Raw genomic sequence first — 16,907 nt, 5'->3', positions numbered from 1 at the left:
ATCGTGCGCCCCCTGCCACCGCCCCTTCGTCTCTCTCGCGCACCCCGACACGTACGACAACGACACGGCACGCCCGCACGCCATGGGCGCCCGGCTCCGCCCCCGGGTCGCGGGCGCCGCGGCCTGTGTCGTGCTCGTGCTCGGGCTCATCGGCGGTGCGTTGACGGGGAGTTGGCTGACCGGGGACAGCACGGGTGGCGGCGGGGCACGGGACGCGTTCACGGCGGCCGGGGACCTGTGGCACGGCGTCCCCGTGGACGAACTCTTCCCGCCCACAGTCCAGGGCGAGGGCGCGGGCCCCGGCGACGCCGACCGCACGTGGATCCGTATCGCGGTAGCCCCGGACAGCGGATGCAAGGACGCCTTCGATCCTCTCCTGAGCAAGGCCCTCGCCCCCGTGGGCTGCCTGCGCCTCCTGCGCGCGACGTACACGGACGCGACCCGCAGCCACGTCACCACCGTCGGCCTGCTGTTCACGAAGGCGGACGCCGCGGCGATGGGCGCCCTGCACAGCCGGTTCACGGAGCAGGGACTCGACAGGCGGCGCGACCTCATGCCGCGCCCGTACGCCGCCAAGGGCAGCCTCGCCGCGGGCTTCGGCGACGAGCAGCGCGCGTCGTGGACGGTGTCGATCCTGACCGACGCCCCGGTCGTCGTCTACGCGGTCTCCGGCTTCGCCGACGGCCGTACCGTCACCGACCCGGAGCCCGCCGAGGACGCGATGAAGACCAACACCACCACGCCCCCCGCGCAGGCCGGCCTCGGCCACGACGCACAGGGCCTCGCCGACCGGGTCGAGCGAAGCCTCCGCAAGACCGTCAACTCGGCCACGGAGAAGCCGTCATGACCCGCAAGCCCGCGCCCATGACCACCTCTCACAGAACCCCCGGCAGAGCCGGACTCCTGGTAGCCCTCCTGGCCGCCACGCTCGCCCTCCTCCCCTCCACCGCCGCCCACGCCGCCGACGGCATCCGCACTCAGCAGTGGGCCCTGGACGCGATGAACACGCAGGAGGCCTGGCGTACGACGAAGGGCAAGGGCATCACCGTCGCCGTCCTCGACACGGGCGTCGACGCCGAACACCCGGACCTGGAGGGCAACGTCCTCACCGGCAAGGACATGGTCGGCTTCGGCGCCGGCCGCGGCGACCGTGCCTGGGCCCGGCACGGCACCGCGATGGCCGGCATCATCGCCGCCCACGGACACGGCGTCGGCAACGCCGACGGAGTCATGGGCATCGCCCCCGAGGCGAAGATCCTCCCCGTCCGCGTGATCCTCGAAGACAAGGACTCCGCCCGCGGCAAGGCCCGCAACACCCGCGGCAACGCCCTCGCCGACGGCATCCGCTGGGCCGCCGACAACGGCGCCGACGTGATCAACCTGTCTCTCGGCGACGACTCCAAGTCCGCCCACCCCGAAGCCACCGAGGACGCCGCCGTCCAGTACGCCCTGAAGAAGGGCGCCGTCGTGGTCGCCTCGGCCGGCAACGGCGGCGAGAAGGGCGACCACATCTCGTACCCGGCGGCGTACCCGGGCGTCATAGCCGCCACCGCCGTCGACAAATACGGCACCCGCGCCTCGTTCTCGACCCGCCGCTGGTACGCCACCGTCAGCGCTCCCGGCGTCGACGTCGTCATCGCCGACCCGGACCGCAAGTACTACGAGGGCTGGGGCACCAGCGCCGCCTCGGCCTTCGTCTCCGGCGCCGTCGCCCTCGTCAAGGCGGCCCACCCGGGCCTCTCCCCGGCCCAGATCAAACAACTCCTGGAAGACACCGCCCGCGACGCCCCGACCGGGGGCCGCGACGACTCCCGCGGTTTCGGTTTCGTCGACCCCGACGCGGCCATCAAGGCAGCCACCGAGCTCAAGCCGGAAGGCCTGAGCGCGGCGGCCTACGGCGAAAAGTACTTCGGCCCCGGCCCGAACCCCCCGGACGACGACACCTCCACAACCACCTGGGCGGCCCCCCTGGCGGGAACCCTGGGCGGCGCACTCCTGGTAGCGGCGATCATCTTGTGGCGCAACAGCCGCAACCCCCGCAACCCCAGCCACGACGAGGCGCCGTAGGCGCGTGGCCCCGCAAGGGCGCGAGGAACCGCTCTTCACCCACCGACCGGAGCGCCCCGTCAGGGGCGCGGGGCCGTGACACTGTGCGGCTCCGCCGCGTGAGCGCGCTCAGCCCTCCACAACCCGCACTTAACCCACCGGCCCCTCCCACGGCGCACCAAGCGGAGCGCTCACGCATCCGCGAACAACCCCACAGCCGCCTTCGCCACCGTCTCCACGAGCGAAACCCCCTTCACCTTCGTGGAGTTGCCGTGCGACAGCACCGCCACGAGATACTCACGCCCGTCGACGCCCACGCTCACCCGCCCGATGCTGTTGACGTCCCACAGCCCTGTCGCCGTGCGCGGCAACCACCCGTTCTTCAGGGCGAATTCACCCCCCGCAGCCGACACACCCCAGTCCTGCCCCACGGCGATACCCCCCATGAGCCCCTGCAGATACTCCCGCGAGGCCGCACCCAACGCCGACCGGTCCCCATCCCCATCCCTGTCCCCGCTCCCGAACACCTGCCGCAGTAAGGCGAGTTGATCCGCGGCCGTGGTCTGCGTCAACCCCCACAACGCCCCGTCCCCACCCTCCGTGTGACTGAGCCCGAAGCGCGCGTTCGCCGCATGCAGCCCCTTCGCCTGCCCGATCGCGTACCACAGCGCCGTCGCCGACGCGTTGTCGCTGTTCTGGATCATCGCCGTGGCGTACGCCTTCTCCTGCGCCGTCAGCCGCCGACCCGTGTCCTGCGCCTGGAGCAGCAACGAGGCCAGGATGTCGACCTTCACGATGCTCGCGGTGTCGAACCTCCCGTCCCCGTACGCCGCGCTCTCACCCGACTCGAGATCCAGCACCGCCACCGACACCTCCGCACCGGCCTCGACGGTCACGGACTCCATGGCCTCGGCGAGCAGCGCGTCCCGGTCCACCGAGGGTGCCGCCGCAGGTTCCACCGCCGCCTCCGTCGCCTCGGATGCCGCCGCCACGAAGGGAGCGGGAGACGGCGTCGGTGACGCCGCCCCACTCGCACTGGGCGCCGCCGAAGACGATACGAGGTCCTCGGCGTCGCGCGCCTGCGCCTTCACAGACGTGCTGCCCGAGGCCGTGGCGCCGACGAAGACGACGGAGGCCACCCCGGAGTAGAGGAGGAGCCTGCGGCGGGACGGACGGTAATCACTGCGCCGAGGAGCTCTGGTGGGGTCGGAGTCCGGGTCCATGGCGCGATCGTGGGCCCCGCCACTGTGCGCCGGATTAGCTGCGTGTTAGAAGCGCGTCAGGAATCGCCGAGTAATCTGTGAAACCCGTGAACAGCACGTTTCCGGGGTACGCAAAGCGCGCGAGCAGCCCACCGATAGGGTCGGTGACCGTGGCGAACAAGAACATCCCCGACCCCGGCTTCTCCGACGACGACGGCTCCGCCGACCCCCGGCTGACCGCGGCGCTGGCTGCCTGGGCCGAGGACCGGGCCGCGCATGGTCCCGTCCTGGCGGCACTCAAGGGCGCCCGGCTCCTCGTGCCGGTGGTGGCCGTCCTCGGCGAGGTCGAGGAGGACGAGAGCGGACTGCGCCGAGAGAAGACCAGCGACATGGCCGTCCCCACCCTCAAGGCCGGCAACCGCACCGCCCTGCCCGCCTTCACGTCCACCGCGACACTGGCCCGCTGGGATCCACAGGCCCGCCCCGTAGCCGTACCCCTGCACCAGGCCCTTCAGGCCGCCGCCCATGAGAACGCCGACACGGTCGTGCTGGATCTGGCCGGTCCGGTCCCGTACGAACTGACGGGCCCCGCCCTGCTGGCACTCGCCGAGGGGCGCACGACGACGGACCCGCTGGCCGATCCCGCCGTGGTCGACGCGGTACGAGCCGCGGTCGCCGCCGAGCCCCTGGTGCTCCGCGCCCACCTCGGCCCCGGCCGGGCCGACGGCACGATCGCCCTCGTACTCGACCCGTCCGCGGCCCAGGCCGAGACGGCCCAGGCGATCGCCCGGCGCCTGGCCGCCGACGAAACCCTGAGGGCCCGCCTGGTACGCGGCCTCGACCTGGCACTGCTGCCGGCCGAGGCGACGCCACCGGGCGAGCCCCTGTTCGTACGCCAGTAATCCAGTAAGCAGAGGGGTCAGCCGAAGATCGGCCCCGTGTACTTCTCGCCCGGGCCCTGGCCCGGCTCGTCCGGGACCAGCGACGCCTCGCGGAACGCCAGCTGGAGCGACTTCAGGCCGTCGCGCAGCGGGGCCGCGTGGAAGGAGCTGATCTCGGTCGTACTCGCGTCGAGCAGCCCGGCCAGCGCGTGCACCAGCTTGCGCGCCTCGTCGAGGTCCTTGTACTTGTCGCCCTCCTCGGTCAGACCGAGTTTCACGGCGGCGGCGCTCATCAGGTTGACGGCGACCGTCACGAGGACCTCGACCGCGGGGACCTCCGCGATGTCGCGGGTCATGGCGTCGAAGTCGGGGGTCTCAGGAGGGGTGTCACTCATGCCCCACACGATAGGCCCCGGTGCACGACGATTCGCACCACCCCCGGGGAGCTGCTAACCTTGTGTAACGACCGGCCGGACACTCCTGTGCCCGGCCCGCAAGTGGAGGCTCCGATCTCCCACCCGACCATCCTCCGGGACGGCGGGTCACCCGGTCAGGCGGCCACCATCGTTCCGTACGGACGATGGAGCCGCCGGATATGCGCCCCGCGGTCACCGCGTCGGTGCTCCGGTATTCCTTGGAGCCCCGCCTGTGTACCGTCCGGGGCATTTTTCATGTGCCGCGGTGGTTGGTCCAGTTAAAGAGACGTACGCGAGCTGTCTGCCAGGCAGCCGTGTGGTGCTATCCGAGGAGGATCCATCAGCACCGAGCCCCGCATCAACGACCGGATTCGCGTTCCCGAAGTGCGACTTGTCGGTCCCAGCGGCGAGCAGGTCGGGATTGTTCCGCTTGCCAAGGCCCTGGAGCTTGCGCAGGAGTACGACCTCGACCTGGTCGAGGTGGCGGCGAGTGCGCGTCCCCCGGTCTGCAAGCTCATGGACTACGGGAAGTTCAAGTACGAGTCGGCCATGAAGGCCCGTGAGGCGCGCAAGAACCAGGCGCACACGGTCATCAAGGAAATGAAGCTCCGGCCGAAGATCGACCCGCACGACTATGACACCAAAAAGGGTCACGTCGTCCGGTTCCTCAAGCAGGGCGACAAGGTCAAGATCACGATCATGTTCCGTGGTCGCGAGCAGTCCCGGCCGGAGCTCGGCTACCGGCTGCTGCAGCGGCTGGCGGAGGATGTCCAGGACCTCGGGTTCATCGAGTCGAACCCGAAGCAGGACGGTCGAAACATGATCATGGTCCTCGGTCCGCACAAGAAGAAGACCGAGGCGATGGCCGAGGCCCGTGAGGCCCAGGCGGCACGCAAGGCGGAAGCGAAGGCCAACCCGGGCAAGTCGCAGAACCATGCGGGTGACGACATGTCCGACGTGGAGGTCGCCGACGCCGAGATCGCCGAGGCCCCGGCCGAGGCTCCCGCCGAGGCCTGATTCCGGGACGCGAGTCCTGGGGTCCTGTCCCTGGATGCAAGTCCGGGGATGTCAACCGATACATATGACGTTCCGTTGTGCCCGGTTTCCGGACCGGGCATCGGAGCGCCACTGACGAGGAGAGAACGGCGCTATGCCGAAGAACAAGTCGCACAGCGGTGCCAGCAAGCGCTTCAAGATCACCGGCTCCGGCAAGGTGCTCCGTGAGCGCGCCGGCAAGCGCCACCTGCTCGAGCACAAGTCGTCCCGACTGACGCGTCGCCTCACCGGCAACGCCGAGATGGCCCCGGGCGACGCCAAGAAGATCAAGAAGCTTCTCGGCAAGTGAGTGCCGGGCGCGTGCAGCGCCTGATCTCACCCGGAGACCGGGACCCAATCGAATTCGGGCCGTGTGACGACCACCACGGCCCCGCTACAAGGAGTTAAAAGTGGCACGCGTCAAGCGGGCAGTCAACGCCCACAAGAAGCGCCGGGCGATCCTCGAGCAGGCTTCCGGCTACCGCGGGCAGCGTTCGCGCCTGTACCGCAAGGCCAAGGAGCAGGTCACCCACTCGCTGGTCTACAACTACAACGACCGCAAGAAGCGCAAGGGCGACTTCCGTCAGCTGTGGATCCAGCGCATCAACGCCGCTGCCCGCGCCAACGGCATGACGTACAACCGCCTCATCCAGGGTCTGAAGGCCGCGAACATCGAGGTCGACCGCAAGATCCTCGCGGAGCTGGCCGTCAACGACGCCAACGCCTTCGCGGCGCTCGTCGAGGTCGCGCAGAAGGCGCTGCCGTCGGACGTCAACGCGCCCAAGGCTGCGTGACGCTGGCGCTGGCCTTGGCCGGATCTAGTGCCGCGGCACTAGCTTGTGGACCCGCTTGCCACGTGGCCGGCGGGTCCACGTGTGTTCGCAGCGCGTGGCTTCGGCCGGTTGGGCACCGCCGGAATCCACCGTGGTGGCTGACCGCCGCTGTGGCGGAACGGGGTGCCTGCCCGGTGATGCAGCGGAATGCGTCGCCCGGCCCCGCGAAGCGAAAGTTGCCTCGACCCTCCCGTGAAGCAAAAGGTGAACCGATGCCCGCCGCCCCCGAGTTGATCTCCCCGCGTTCGCCGCGTGTCTCCGCCGCGCGGCGGCTCGCCAAGCGGAACTTCCGGGGGAAGGAGAGGCTGTTCCTCGCCGAGGGGCCCCAGGCCGTACGCGAGGCCGCGGCGCATCGCACCGAGAGCGGGGCGACCCTCGTGGAGCTGTTCGCCACCCTCGACGCCGCGGAGCGGTACGCCGACATCGTGGGCGAAGCCCGTGACGCCGGGGCCCGCGTCCACCTCGCCTCCGAGGACGTCATCGCGGACATCTCGACGACCGTCACCCCGCAGGGCCTGGTCGGGATCTGCCGGTTCCTGGACACCCCGTTCGAGGAGATCCTCAGGACGGAGCCCAGGCTGGTCGCCGTACTGGCGCATGTGCGGGACCCCGGGAACGCCGGGACCGTGCTGCGGTGCGCGGATGCCGCGGGAGCGGACGCCGTCGTGCTCACCGACGCCTCCGTCGACCTCTACAACCCCAAGTCCGTGCGGGCGTCGGTCGGTTCGCTGTTCCATCTGCCCGTCGCCACGGGCGTACCCGTCGAGTACGCGGTGCGAGGGCTGAAGGACGTCGGCGTACGCATCCTCGCCGCCGACGGAGCGGGCGAGGACGACCTGGACGACGAGCTCGACAAGGGCACCATGGGCGGGCCCACCGCCTGGGTGTTCGGCAACGAGGCGTGGGGGCTCCCGGAGGAGACCCGTGCGCTGGCGGATGCCGTCGTACGCGTACCGATTCACGGCAGGGCCGAGAGCCTGAACCTCGCGACGGCGGCGGCCGTATGTCTCTACGCGTCGGCTCGTGCACAGCGTGCCCGCGGTGCTGGTTCCTGAGGGGGTCCGTTCCGTCACTCCCAGCTAGTAGGGTGACGTGCTCGGGGGCCTCTGCGCCAGACGAGAGGTGGGGTACGGGGATGAGTGTCGGCACGAGCGGTGCGAAGAGCGCACTGCGGGCACACGACCTGCGGAGCGCATCCGTGTCCCGGCACGGTGATCTCGCCGAGCTCGGCATCGACCCCGACGACCTGCCCGACGGACTCGTGATCGCCGACGAGCACGGCCGCGTGATCTGCTTCAACGCCGCGGCCGCCCGGATCACCGCCACACCCGCCGCCGACGCCCTCGGCCGACAGCTCGAGCGGGCTCTGCCGTTGGAGGACCTCGAAGGCCGTCGCTGGTGGCAGCTGACCGATCCGTACAGCGGTCTCGCGATCCGTGTCGGACAGCCCGAGCGCAATCTGCTGCTCCCCGGCGGACGCGAGGTGCTGGTCTCCGCGCGGTACGTACGCACCCGGCCCACCGGGCCCATCCGCCGCGTCGTCGTCTCGCTGCGCGACACCGAGGCCCGCCGCCGCACCGAGCGCAGCCACGCCGAGCTGATCGCCACGGTCGCCCACGAGCTGCGCTCGCCGCTCACCTCCGTCAAGGGCTTCACGGCGACGCTGCTCGCCAAGTGGGAACGGTTCACCGACGACCAGAAGAAGCTCATGCTGGAGACGGTGGACGCCGACGCCAACCGCGTGACACGTCTCATCGCCGAGCTCCTCGACATCTCCCGCATCGACTCCGGGCGCCTCGAACTGCGCCGCCAACCCGTCGACATAGGGGTCGCCGTAGGCCGCCACATCCAGGCGTACGTCGCCTCCGGCCAGTCCGCCGACCGCTTCCTGCTGCGCATCGGCCAGCCGCTGCCCGCCCTGTGGGCCGACCCCGACAAGGTCGACCAGGTGCTCAGCAACCTGCTGGAAAATGCGGTGCGGCACGGCGAGGGAACCGTCACGATTGACGTAGAGCCCGCGCCGTCGCCCCGCGAACAGGAGGACGCCGGCACGTCGGTCACCGTGAGCGACGAGGGGCCCGGCATCCCGGAGGAGTCCATGAACCGCGTCTTCACCCGCTTCTGGCGGGGCAGCAAGCGCGGCGGCACCGGCCTCGGGCTGTACATCGTCAAGGGCATCGTCGAAGCCCACGGCGGCACCATCACGGTCGGCCGCGCCCCCGGCGGCGGCGCCGAGTTCCGATTTACGTTGCCCGTGAGCACCCCGGCGTATCTGCAGTAACGCCGACCGAGGCCTCACGGGCGCATTCGCACACCTCAGCCCCGTTAGACTCGGCCTTTGGCACCTTGCGTCCGAAGTCAGAGACGATTCGTCTCCGAGTCGTAGACGGGGACCTTCAGCCAGCCAACTGGAAGCACGGGAAGAGATGTCGGCACCGAACAAGTCGTACGACCCTGTAGAGGTCGAGGCACTGAAACCGGAAGAGATCGAGCGCACGCGGGACGAGGCGCTCGCCGCCTTCGCCGCCGCAGGTGACCTCGACGCGCTCCACGAGGCCAAGATCGCCCACACCGGCCCGGCCTCCCCGCTGGCCCTCGCCAACCGCGAGATCGGCGCCCTGCCCCCGCACGCCAAGGCCGAGGCCGGCAAGCGCGTCGGCCAGGCACGCGGCGCCGTGAACAAGGCCCACGCCGCCCGCCAGGCCGAGCTGGAGGCCGAGCGCGACGCACGGGTCCTGGTCGAGGAGGCCGTGGACGTCACGCTGCCGTACGACCGCGTACCGGCCGGCGCCCGGCACCCGCTGACCACCATGATGGAGCGGGTCGCGGACGTCTTCGTGTCCATGGGATACGAGATCGCCGAGGGGCCCGAGGTCGAGGCGGAGTGGTTCAACTTCGACGCCCTCAACTTCACGCCCGACCACCCGGCCCGGCAGATGCAGGACACCTTCTTCGTGCAGGGGCCGAAGGCTGCATCCGACAGCGGCTCCGCCGCGGGCGACAGCGATGGCGAGTCCGGTGTCGTGCTCCGTACGCACACCTCCCCCGTACAGGCCCGCGCGCTCCTCGACCGGGAGCCGCCCGTCTACGTGGTGTGCCCCGGCCGCGTGTACCGCACGGACGAGCTGGACGCCACGCACACCCCGGTCTTCCACCAGATCGAGCTGCTCGCCGTCGACGAGGGCCTGACCATGGCCGACCTCAAGGGCACCCTGGACCACATGGTCCAGTCGCTCTTCGGTGCGGACATGAAGACCCGGCTGCGCCCGAACTACTTCCCGTTCACCGAACCGTCCGCCGAGATGGACATGCTCTGCTACGTCTGCAAGGGCGAGTCCGTCGGCAACCCCGACCGCTCCTGCCGCACGTGTTCCAGCGAGGGCTGGATCGAGCTCGGCGGCTGCGGCATGGTCAACCCGCGCGTGTTGACCGCCTGCGGTGTGGACCCCGAGAAGTACAGCGGATTCGCCTTCGGGTTCGGCATCGAGCGGATGCTGATGTTCCGCCACAACGTCGAAGACATGCGAGACATGGTCGAGGGTGACGTCCGGTTCACCCGGCCGTTCGGGATGGAGATCTGATGCGGGTCCCGCTTTCTTGGCTGCGGGAGTACGTCGACCTGCCGGCGACGGAGACCGGGCGCGACGTCCAGGCCAAGCTCATTTCGGCAGGCCTCGAGGTCGAGACCGTCGAGCAGCTCGGCGCCGACCTCAAGGGGCCGCTCGTCGTCGGCCAGGTGCTGACCATCGAGGAGCTGGAGGGCTTCAAGAAGCCCATCCGCTTCTGCACGGTCGACGTCGGCACCGCCAACGGCACCGGTGAGCCCCAGGAGATCGTCTGCGGCGCCCGTAACTTCGTCGTCGGTGACAAGGTCGTCGTGGTACTGCCCGGCGCGGTCCTGCCCGGCGACTTCGCGATCGCCGCCCGCAAGACGTACGGCAAGACCTCGCACGGCATGATCTGCTCCGCCGACGAGCTGGGCATGGGCGACGACGGCGCGCACGGCATCATCGTGCTGCCGCCGGAGCACGAGGTCGGCACCGACGCGATCGAGCTGCTGGAACTCGTCGACGAGGTCCTCGACATCGCCGTCACGCCCGACCGCGGCTACGCCCTGTCGATGCGCGGCGTCGCCCGCGAGGCCGCCACCGCCTACGGACTGCCGCTGCGCGACCCGGCGCTGCTCGACGTACCGGGTCCGAACGCGTTCGGCTACCCCGTGCAGGTCGCCGACCCGCAGGGCTGCGACCGGTTCACCGCGCGCACGGTCACGGGCCTGTCTCCCGAGGCGCGCTCCCCGATCTGGCTGCGGCGCCGCCTCCAGAAGGCCGGCATGCGCCCGATCTCGCTCGCCGTCGACATCACCAACTACGTGATGCTCGAGCTGGGTCAGCCCCTGCACGCCTACGACCGCTCCCGCATCCAGGGCACGATCGGCGTGCGCCGGGCCGAGCCGGGGGAGAAGCTCACCACCCTCGACGGCACCAAGCGCACGCTGGACGCCGAGGACCTGGTGATCACCGACGACCGTGGGCCGATCGGCCTCGCGGGCGTCATGGGCGGTGCCAACACCGAGATCGCGGACCATGCGGTCGAGACCGGTACCACCGACGTCGTCATCGAGGCCGCGCACTTCGACGCGATCTCCGTCGCGCGCACGGCCCGCCGCCACAAGCTGGCCTCCGAGGCGTCCAAGCGCTTCGAGCGTGGCGTCGACCCGGAGGCCGCGTCCGCCGCCGCCCAGCGCACGGTCGACCTGCTGGGGCTGCTCGCGGGCGGCTCCGCCGACGCCGGCGTCACCGAGGTCATCGCGCCCTCCGCGCCGCGCACCATCACCATCCCGGCCGACCACCCGGACAAGGTCGCGGGCGTCGACTACGGCCGCGAGACCGTCGTACGCCGCCTCCAGCAGGTCGGCTGCGACGTCTACGGGCAGGATGAGCTGATCGTCACTGTTCCGTCCTGGCGTCCCGACCTGACGGACCCGAACGACCTGGCCGAAGAGGTCATCCGGCTCGAGGGCTACGAGAACCTGCCCTCGACCCTGCCGAAGCCCCCGGCGGGCCTGGGCCTGACCGACCGGCAGCGACTGCACCGACGCGTCGGCCGCGCGCTGGCCGGTGCGGGTTACGTCGAGGCGCTGAACTACCCGTTCATCGGGACCGAAGTGCTCGACCAGCTCGGCCTGGAGGCCGACGACCCGCGCCGCACCTTGGTCAAACTGGTCAACCCGCTCTCCGACGAAGAGCCGGCGATGCGCACCACTCTGCTGCCCGGGCTGCTCGGCGCACTGCGGCGCAACGAAGGGCGGGGCTCGCACGACCTGGCGCTCTTCGAGACCGGCCTGGTCTTCCGGCCGACCGGTCAGGAGCACAAGGCCGAGCGTCTGTCCGTCGACCGGCGTCCCACCGACGAGGAGATCGCCGCGATCAACTCCGCGCTGCCGCGTCAGCCGCGCCGCGCCGCCGTCGTCCTGGCGGGTGCTCGCGAGCAGGCCGGCTGGTGGGGCAAGGGGCGTCCCGCCGACTGGGCGGACGCCGTCGAGGCCGCTCGTACCGTCGCCGGCGAAGCCGGTGTCGAGCTGACCGTGCGCAGCGATCAGCACGCTCCCTGGCACCCGGGCCGCTGCGCCGCGCTGTACGTCGCCGTGGACGGCGAGGAGACTCTCGTCGGGCACGCCGGTGAGCTGCACCCGCGCGTCATCAAGGCGCTGCATCTTCCGGAGCGCAGCTGTGCCATGGAGGTCGAGCTCGACATCCTGGAGCAGGCGGGCGCCGGCGCACTTCGGGCCCCGCGCATCTCCGCCTTCCCGGTCGCCACGCAGGACGTCGCGCTGGTCGTCGACAAGTTCGTCCCGCACGCGGACGTCGAGGCGGCGCTGCGCGAGGGCGCGGGTGAACTCCTTGAATCCATCCGGCTGTTCGACGTCTACGCGAGCGAGCAGCTCGGCGAGGGCAAGAAGTCCCTGGCGTACGCGCTGCGCTTCCGCGCCGACGATCGCACCCTGACCGTCGACGAGGCCTCGGCGGCCCGTGACGCGGCGGTTGCCCTCGCGGGCGAGCTGACGGGAGCGGTGCTGCGGAGCTAGCTCCGCTGGGAGTGCCGGGGAACTGCGGTCGTTTGTCGGCTGCGGGTTGGTCGTGGCTGGTCGCGCAGTTCCCCGCGCCCCTAGTGGGGGAGTGCCCCCACACCCCCTATCGGTCACCTCACTCATCTGGGTGACAAGTGCAGGCGATCTGGCCCGATCGGGGCATGCGATCGAAAGAATCAATCCGGCCGAACAGGCCGGTGCCTGCGCGCTGAACAGGGCCTTAGGGGGGCCATCGGCATGATCCATAGCAAGGCTGGGGCTCCCCGCCGGGCAAGGCCCCGGGTGAACCGCCGGACACGATGGCGGAAAACCGTCACCCGGACGCTGGGCCGGGCCCAAGCCGGAAGGCTCGGCCGCGCCCACGCGCACAGGCTGGGTCGCACCGAGATCCGCCGCCTCGGCCGGGACCAGCAACGGCTGCGCCGGGTGCTGGAGATGGGGCTCCCCACCGTGTGGGGCGCGGCGGCGGTCACGTACAAGCTCGCCTGTCCGCTCGCCCAGCAGAACGGACTCGGCGCCCGGATCGTCACCTGCGCCGTCTTCTTCGCGGTCGGCACGGGCCTGATTCTGCACGTCAGGCGGGGGCTGCTGCGGGAGCTCCGGCAGATCCACAAGGTAGCGGGCGCCGCCCAAGGGGTCCTCCTGAGGCCGCTCCCGCCACGGATCGAAGGGCTGGACATCGCCGCGGCGCAGCTCTCCGCGGAGCGCGGGGCCACCGTGGGCGGCGACTTGTACGAGGTCATCGGCACCGAGCACGGCGTACGGGTCGTCATGGGCGACGTCCGCGGACATGGGCTCGCCGCCATCGGAACCGTTGCCGCGGTCCTCGGCAGCTTCCGCGAGGCCGTTCACGACGAGGCCGAACTCTCCGGTGTGCTGCGGAGGTTGGAGCGCGCCCTGGCCCGGCACCTGAGGGAGCGGGCGAAGGCCGAACACCCCTCGTCCGGTCTGGACCCCGACAGCCCGGTCGCCGAGGACTTCGTCACCGTGCTGCTCCTGGAGATCCGCCGCGACGGCGAGGTGCACGCCCTCAACTGCGGTCACCCGTGGCCGTATCTGCTGCGGGGCCATGCCGGGCCGACCGGCGTACGAGAGCCTGTGGAGCCCCTCGCCGTCGGCGACCCGCTGCCACCCCTTGGGCTCTTTCCCCTCCCCGCCGAACTGCCCGTCGTCCGCTGCGGGCACCTCCTGCCCGGCGAGGCGCTGTTCCTGCACACCGACGGAGCCGAGGACGCGCGCGACAGCGCCGGCCGGTTCTTTCCCCTGCCGACCGCGCTCACCGACGCCGTCCGCGCACAGCCGGTCTCGCCGCAGGGCGTGCTCCACACCGTGTTCACCCAACTGCTGCGCCACACAGGGGGACCGCCCTCCGACGACGTCGCCCTGCTGGTGCTCCGCAACGACCGCGCGAGAGCGCCAATGCAACAGAGCGAACCCCTGGCCCAGCACGTCAAGTGACCAATGCGCCCCCGCTGCAGCGCCCGTAAGGGGCGCGGGGAACTGCGCGCCCAGCCACGAATTACCCGCGGTTGACCAACAGCCCGCATTCCCCGGCTGAACCAGCGGAGCGAACCGGCGGAGCCGTCCGCCCCGCCACGGAGTGTCGGGCAGGCAGCTGGGCGGACGGCGCGAAACGGGCCGCCGCACTGTACGAGGGGGAGCCGGCGGCCCGGCCGGCCTCTTACGAGGCATTTCAGTCAACCGGTCCGAAACTCTCTGCAACAGCGCGCACACAGCGCGGATTCGAGCACTCCGTTCACACCCCGTGTGAAGAAGGAAGCGCTACGTTAACAGCACCGTCGGCACCGCCCCCGGAGGGCACTCATGCAGCCCAACACTCTGCTCGACGCGATCCTCGACGAGGCCGGGATCTCGCACGCGGGACTCGCGGCCCATGTGAACCAGGCGGGGCGGGCCCGTGGCCTCGCGCTACGTTACGAACACACGGCCGTGGCACGGTGGTTGAAGGGCCAGCGCCCGCGCGGGCAGGTGCCCGACCTGATCTGCGAGGTACTCGCCGGCCGGCTGCAACGGCCCGTCACGCTCGACGACATCGGCCTCGGAGTCCCCGGCGAACCGGCCACTCCGCACGGCACGACGCTCTCCGGATTCGTCGAGCGCGCCACCGCCCTGTGGCGCTCCGACGAACAGCAGCGTCCGCACATCCTCGGCGCGCCCGCCGTCACCGGGACGCCCGCCGTGATGCCCGTATGGGAGTGGGAGAACCCGCCCGAGGACGTGGACGTCTCGCGCGGCGGACGGCACCGCGTGCGCATGGCCGACATCGAGATGCTGCGCGCGGCCCGCGCCCACTACGAGCAGATGTACCGCAAGGCCGGTGGCGTCGCGACCCGCACACGCATCGTCGGATTCCTCAACGCCGAGACGGCCCCGCTGCTGCGGGGGAGCTATCCGGACGCCACCGGCCGCCAACTGCACAGGGCCACCGGTGGGTTGGTGGCGATCGCGGGCATCTGCGCGTACGACTCCGACGCCCATGGCCTCGCGCAGCGCTACTTCCACCAGGCGCTCAGACTCGCGAAGGCCAGTGGGGACAGAGGACTTGGCGCTTACGTCATCGCGCTGCTCGTCAACCAGGCCCTGTTCATGCGTGAGCACCGGCAGGCCGTCGCCTTCGCCGAGGCCGCGCTGCGCGCCGCGGGACGGCAGATCACCCCGGCGCTCGCGTCGGACCTCTACGCGATGCAGGCCAAGGCGTACGCACACCTCGGCGACGGCAGCAGCGCGCTGTCCTGCATCCGGCGTGCCGAGCAGGCCGCAGAGCGCATCCGGCGCGGGTACGAGCCGGACGAGACCGGCTATGTCCAGCCGGGCCTGGTCAATGTGCAGGTGGCGGAGGCGTTGTTGAGCCTCGGTGACCTGTCCGCGGCGCGGGAGCACGCCGCGGCCGCCGTGGACAACCCGGCGCACGACCGGGGGAGGGTGCACCGGCTCGCCATGCTCAGTCAGATCGAGCTGAGGCAGGGCAACGCCGACAAGGCGGTGGTGACCGCGGTCGAGATGGCGGAGCGGGCGCGGGGGATGGAGTCCCAGCGGCTGCGCGACAGACTGCGGGCGGTACGCGAGCATCTGGTGGCCAACGGCTGCGCCGGTACGTCCGAGGCCGCCGAGCTCATCGACGGGGCACTGCGCGTACCGCTCTAGAAAGACCTCGTAGGGGAACTCCGTAAGAAGCCCCCGGGGGGACCTTCCGGGGCTACGCCCCGTCCACTGCCGGGGTCCCCGTTCCCTCCGTGGTGCGGAACACTGCGCCTACCGCTGTGCTGCGAGCGGCCCGCTGTGAGCCTGCTGTGTGGACGCTCCTGCTGCCATATTGCCATCTACTCGGCGGAAGGTGGCAGAACCGTGCAGTGGACGAAACAGAACGAACAAACTGTGTACGCAAACCGCTGGTTCAGCGTCAATCTCGCAGATGTCGAGCTGCCGGACGGTCGGCACCTCGATCACTTTTTAATACGGCTGCGGCCCGTAGCCGTGGCCACGGTGGTGAACGAGGCCAACGAGGTGCTGCTCCTGTGGCGGCATCGCTTCATCACCGACAGCTGGGGGTGGGAGCTCGCGGCGGGCGTCGTCGAGGACGGCGAGGACATCACCGTCGCGGCGGCCCGCGAACTGGAGGAGGAGACGGGGTGGCGACCGGGACCCCTGCGCCATCTGATGAGCGTCGAGCCCTCCAACGGGCTCACCGACGCCCGGCACCACATCTACTGGGCCGACGAAGGCGCGTACATCGGACACCCCGTGGACGACTTCGAGTCGGACCGTCGGGAATGGGTTCCCCTCAAGCTCGTCCCCGACATGGTCGCCCGCGGTGAGGTCCCGGCCGCCAATATGGCAGCCGCGCTGCTCCTCCTGCACCATCTCAGGCTCGGGCAGGACGCTTTGCCCTGATCCCCCCACCACGCGTCCTGGGGCCTAGTGGCCCAGAGCCTGCCAGACCGCCACGGCGAGTGCGCCCACGGCCGTGACGACCGCTACCGCGCGAAGTGGCCAGCGGGTGTTTTCGAGTTCGACGACCCGTGTGCTCAGGTCGTCGACATCCTTGGCGGTCTGTTCGGCGCGATGACTGAGCAGAGCCAGTCCTCCCTCGACGCGGGCATGCGCCACATCGAGGCGACGACGTAACTCCGCGAGTTCTCCATGGACCACGGGATGCTCCGGGTCGGCGGTCACGAGTCCGCTCCTTTCCGTAGTCGTCACATCCCTTACATGCGCACGGAAAGTCAACTCGCCTGGTGGACAGGTGGGGAGAGTGTGCGAGGGGCATATGCGGGCCCGGTGCGCACACGGTGTGTGAATGCCGCGGGCCCGGCGCTCCGAAGAGGGCCGGGCCCGCGTCGGCCTTAGGTTGTACGGACAGTAGTGGGGGCCCATCAAGGGGG

14 protein-coding genes and 2 pseudogenes are annotated in these 16,907 nt (G+C 70.7%); 13 read left to right on the top strand and 3 right to left on the bottom strand.

The features are described 5' to 3' along the window. Together ACTWQR_RS53390 and mycP are read left to right on the top strand one after the other, a co-directional pair. A pseudogene (locus ACTWQR_RS53390) lies at positions 1-847 on the top strand (hypothetical protein); the annotation flags it as partial. Further along, a complete protein-coding gene (gene mycP, locus ACTWQR_RS53385; RefSeq protein ID WP_443234614.1) occupies positions 844-2,067 on the top strand; it encodes a type VII secretion-associated serine protease mycosin in 1,224 nt (407 codons plus the stop codon). The pseudogene ACTWQR_RS53390 and the gene mycP, both read left to right, overlap by 4 nt. A gap of 170 nt (positions 2,068-2,237) precedes the next feature. Here the strand turns inward: mycP and ACTWQR_RS53380 are convergent, their stop codons facing one another. After that, complete coding sequence (locus tag ACTWQR_RS53380; protein WP_443234613.1) at positions 2,238-3,269, bottom strand: serine hydrolase; 1,032 nt, start codon at positions 3,267-3,269, stop codon at positions 2,238-2,240. A gap of 149 nt (positions 3,270-3,418) precedes the next feature. On the opposite strand from ACTWQR_RS53380, the gene ACTWQR_RS53375 reads away from it, so the two are divergent. After that, positions 3,419-4,150, top strand: coding sequence for an SseB family protein (locus tag ACTWQR_RS53375; protein ID WP_443234612.1), 732 nt, complete (start codon positions 3,419-3,421; stop codon positions 4,148-4,150). A 17-nt stretch (positions 4,151-4,167) separates the two neighbouring features. Here ACTWQR_RS53375 and ACTWQR_RS53370 read toward each other — a convergent pair whose 3' ends face one another. Beyond that, positions 4,168-4,524 carry a DUF1844 domain-containing protein gene (locus tag ACTWQR_RS53370; RefSeq protein WP_443234611.1) on the bottom strand — a complete coding sequence of 119 codons (357 nt, stop codon included), beginning with the start codon at positions 4,522-4,524 and terminating at the stop codon, positions 4,168-4,170. Positions 4,525-4,859: 335 nt separating this feature from the next. On the opposite strand from ACTWQR_RS53370, the pseudogene infC reads away from it, so the two are divergent. The 10 genes and pseudogenes from infC to ACTWQR_RS53320 all read left to right on the top strand — a co-directional run bounded on the left by infC (position 4,860) and on the right by ACTWQR_RS53320 (position 16,416). Further along, positions 4,860-5,562 (top strand): annotated as a pseudogene (gene infC / locus ACTWQR_RS53365) (translation initiation factor IF-3). Between the two features lie 133 nt (positions 5,563-5,695). Beyond that, complete coding sequence (gene rpmI / locus ACTWQR_RS53360; protein WP_003947156.1) at positions 5,696-5,890, top strand: 50S ribosomal protein L35; 195 nt, start codon at positions 5,696-5,698, stop codon at positions 5,888-5,890. Between the two features lie 100 nt (positions 5,891-5,990). After that, on the top strand, positions 5,991-6,374 hold the full coding sequence (gene rplT / locus ACTWQR_RS53355; RefSeq protein ID WP_443234610.1) for a 50S ribosomal protein L20: 384 nt from the start codon (positions 5,991-5,993) through the stop codon (positions 6,372-6,374). Between the two features lie 251 nt (positions 6,375-6,625). Next, a complete protein-coding gene (locus tag ACTWQR_RS53350) occupies positions 6,626-7,468 on the top strand; it encodes a TrmH family RNA methyltransferase (RefSeq protein WP_443234609.1) in 843 nt (280 codons plus the stop codon). A gap of 80 nt (positions 7,469-7,548) precedes the next feature. After that, a complete protein-coding gene (locus ACTWQR_RS53345; RefSeq protein ID WP_443234608.1) occupies positions 7,549-8,694 on the top strand; it encodes an ATP-binding protein in 1,146 nt (381 codons plus the stop codon). A gap of 145 nt (positions 8,695-8,839) precedes the next feature. Beyond that, entirely contained in the window at positions 8,840-9,994 is a 1,155-nt protein-coding gene (gene pheS / locus ACTWQR_RS53340; RefSeq protein WP_443234607.1) for a phenylalanine--tRNA ligase subunit alpha, read from the top strand. After that, entirely contained in the window at positions 9,994-12,501 is a 2,508-nt protein-coding gene (gene pheT, locus ACTWQR_RS53335) for a phenylalanine--tRNA ligase subunit beta (protein WP_443234606.1), read from the top strand. Before pheS ends, pheT begins: the two co-directional genes overlap by 1 nt. A 438-nt stretch (positions 12,502-12,939) precedes the next feature. Next, positions 12,940-13,962: a PP2C family protein-serine/threonine phosphatase gene (locus ACTWQR_RS53330; protein ID WP_443234615.1), complete on the top strand. Its 1,023-nt coding sequence runs from the start codon at positions 12,940-12,942 to the stop codon at positions 13,960-13,962. Between the two features lie 366 nt (positions 13,963-14,328). Next, the gene (locus tag ACTWQR_RS53325; protein ID WP_443234605.1) at positions 14,329-15,669 is read left to right on the top strand and encodes a transcriptional regulator; all 1,341 of its coding nucleotides are present in this window, start codon (positions 14,329-14,331) and stop codon (positions 15,667-15,669) included. Between the two features lie 201 nt (positions 15,670-15,870). Beyond that, complete coding sequence (locus tag ACTWQR_RS53320) at positions 15,871-16,416, top strand: NUDIX hydrolase (protein WP_443234604.1); 546 nt, start codon at positions 15,871-15,873, stop codon at positions 16,414-16,416. Positions 16,417-16,440: 24 nt separating this feature from the next. On the opposite strand, the gene ACTWQR_RS53315 is transcribed toward ACTWQR_RS53320, so the two are convergent. Continuing rightward, entirely contained in the window at positions 16,441-16,698 is a 258-nt protein-coding gene (locus ACTWQR_RS53315) for a hypothetical protein (protein WP_443234603.1), read from the bottom strand. Between the last annotated feature and the right edge of the window lie 209 nt (positions 16,699-16,907).

The sequence above is a fragment of the Streptomyces sp. 2A115 genome, from assembly GCF_052245575.1.
GTDB lineage: Bacteria > Actinomycetota > Actinomycetes > Streptomycetales > Streptomycetaceae > Streptomyces.
This window is presented reverse-complemented; position numbering and strand designations above follow the sequence as displayed.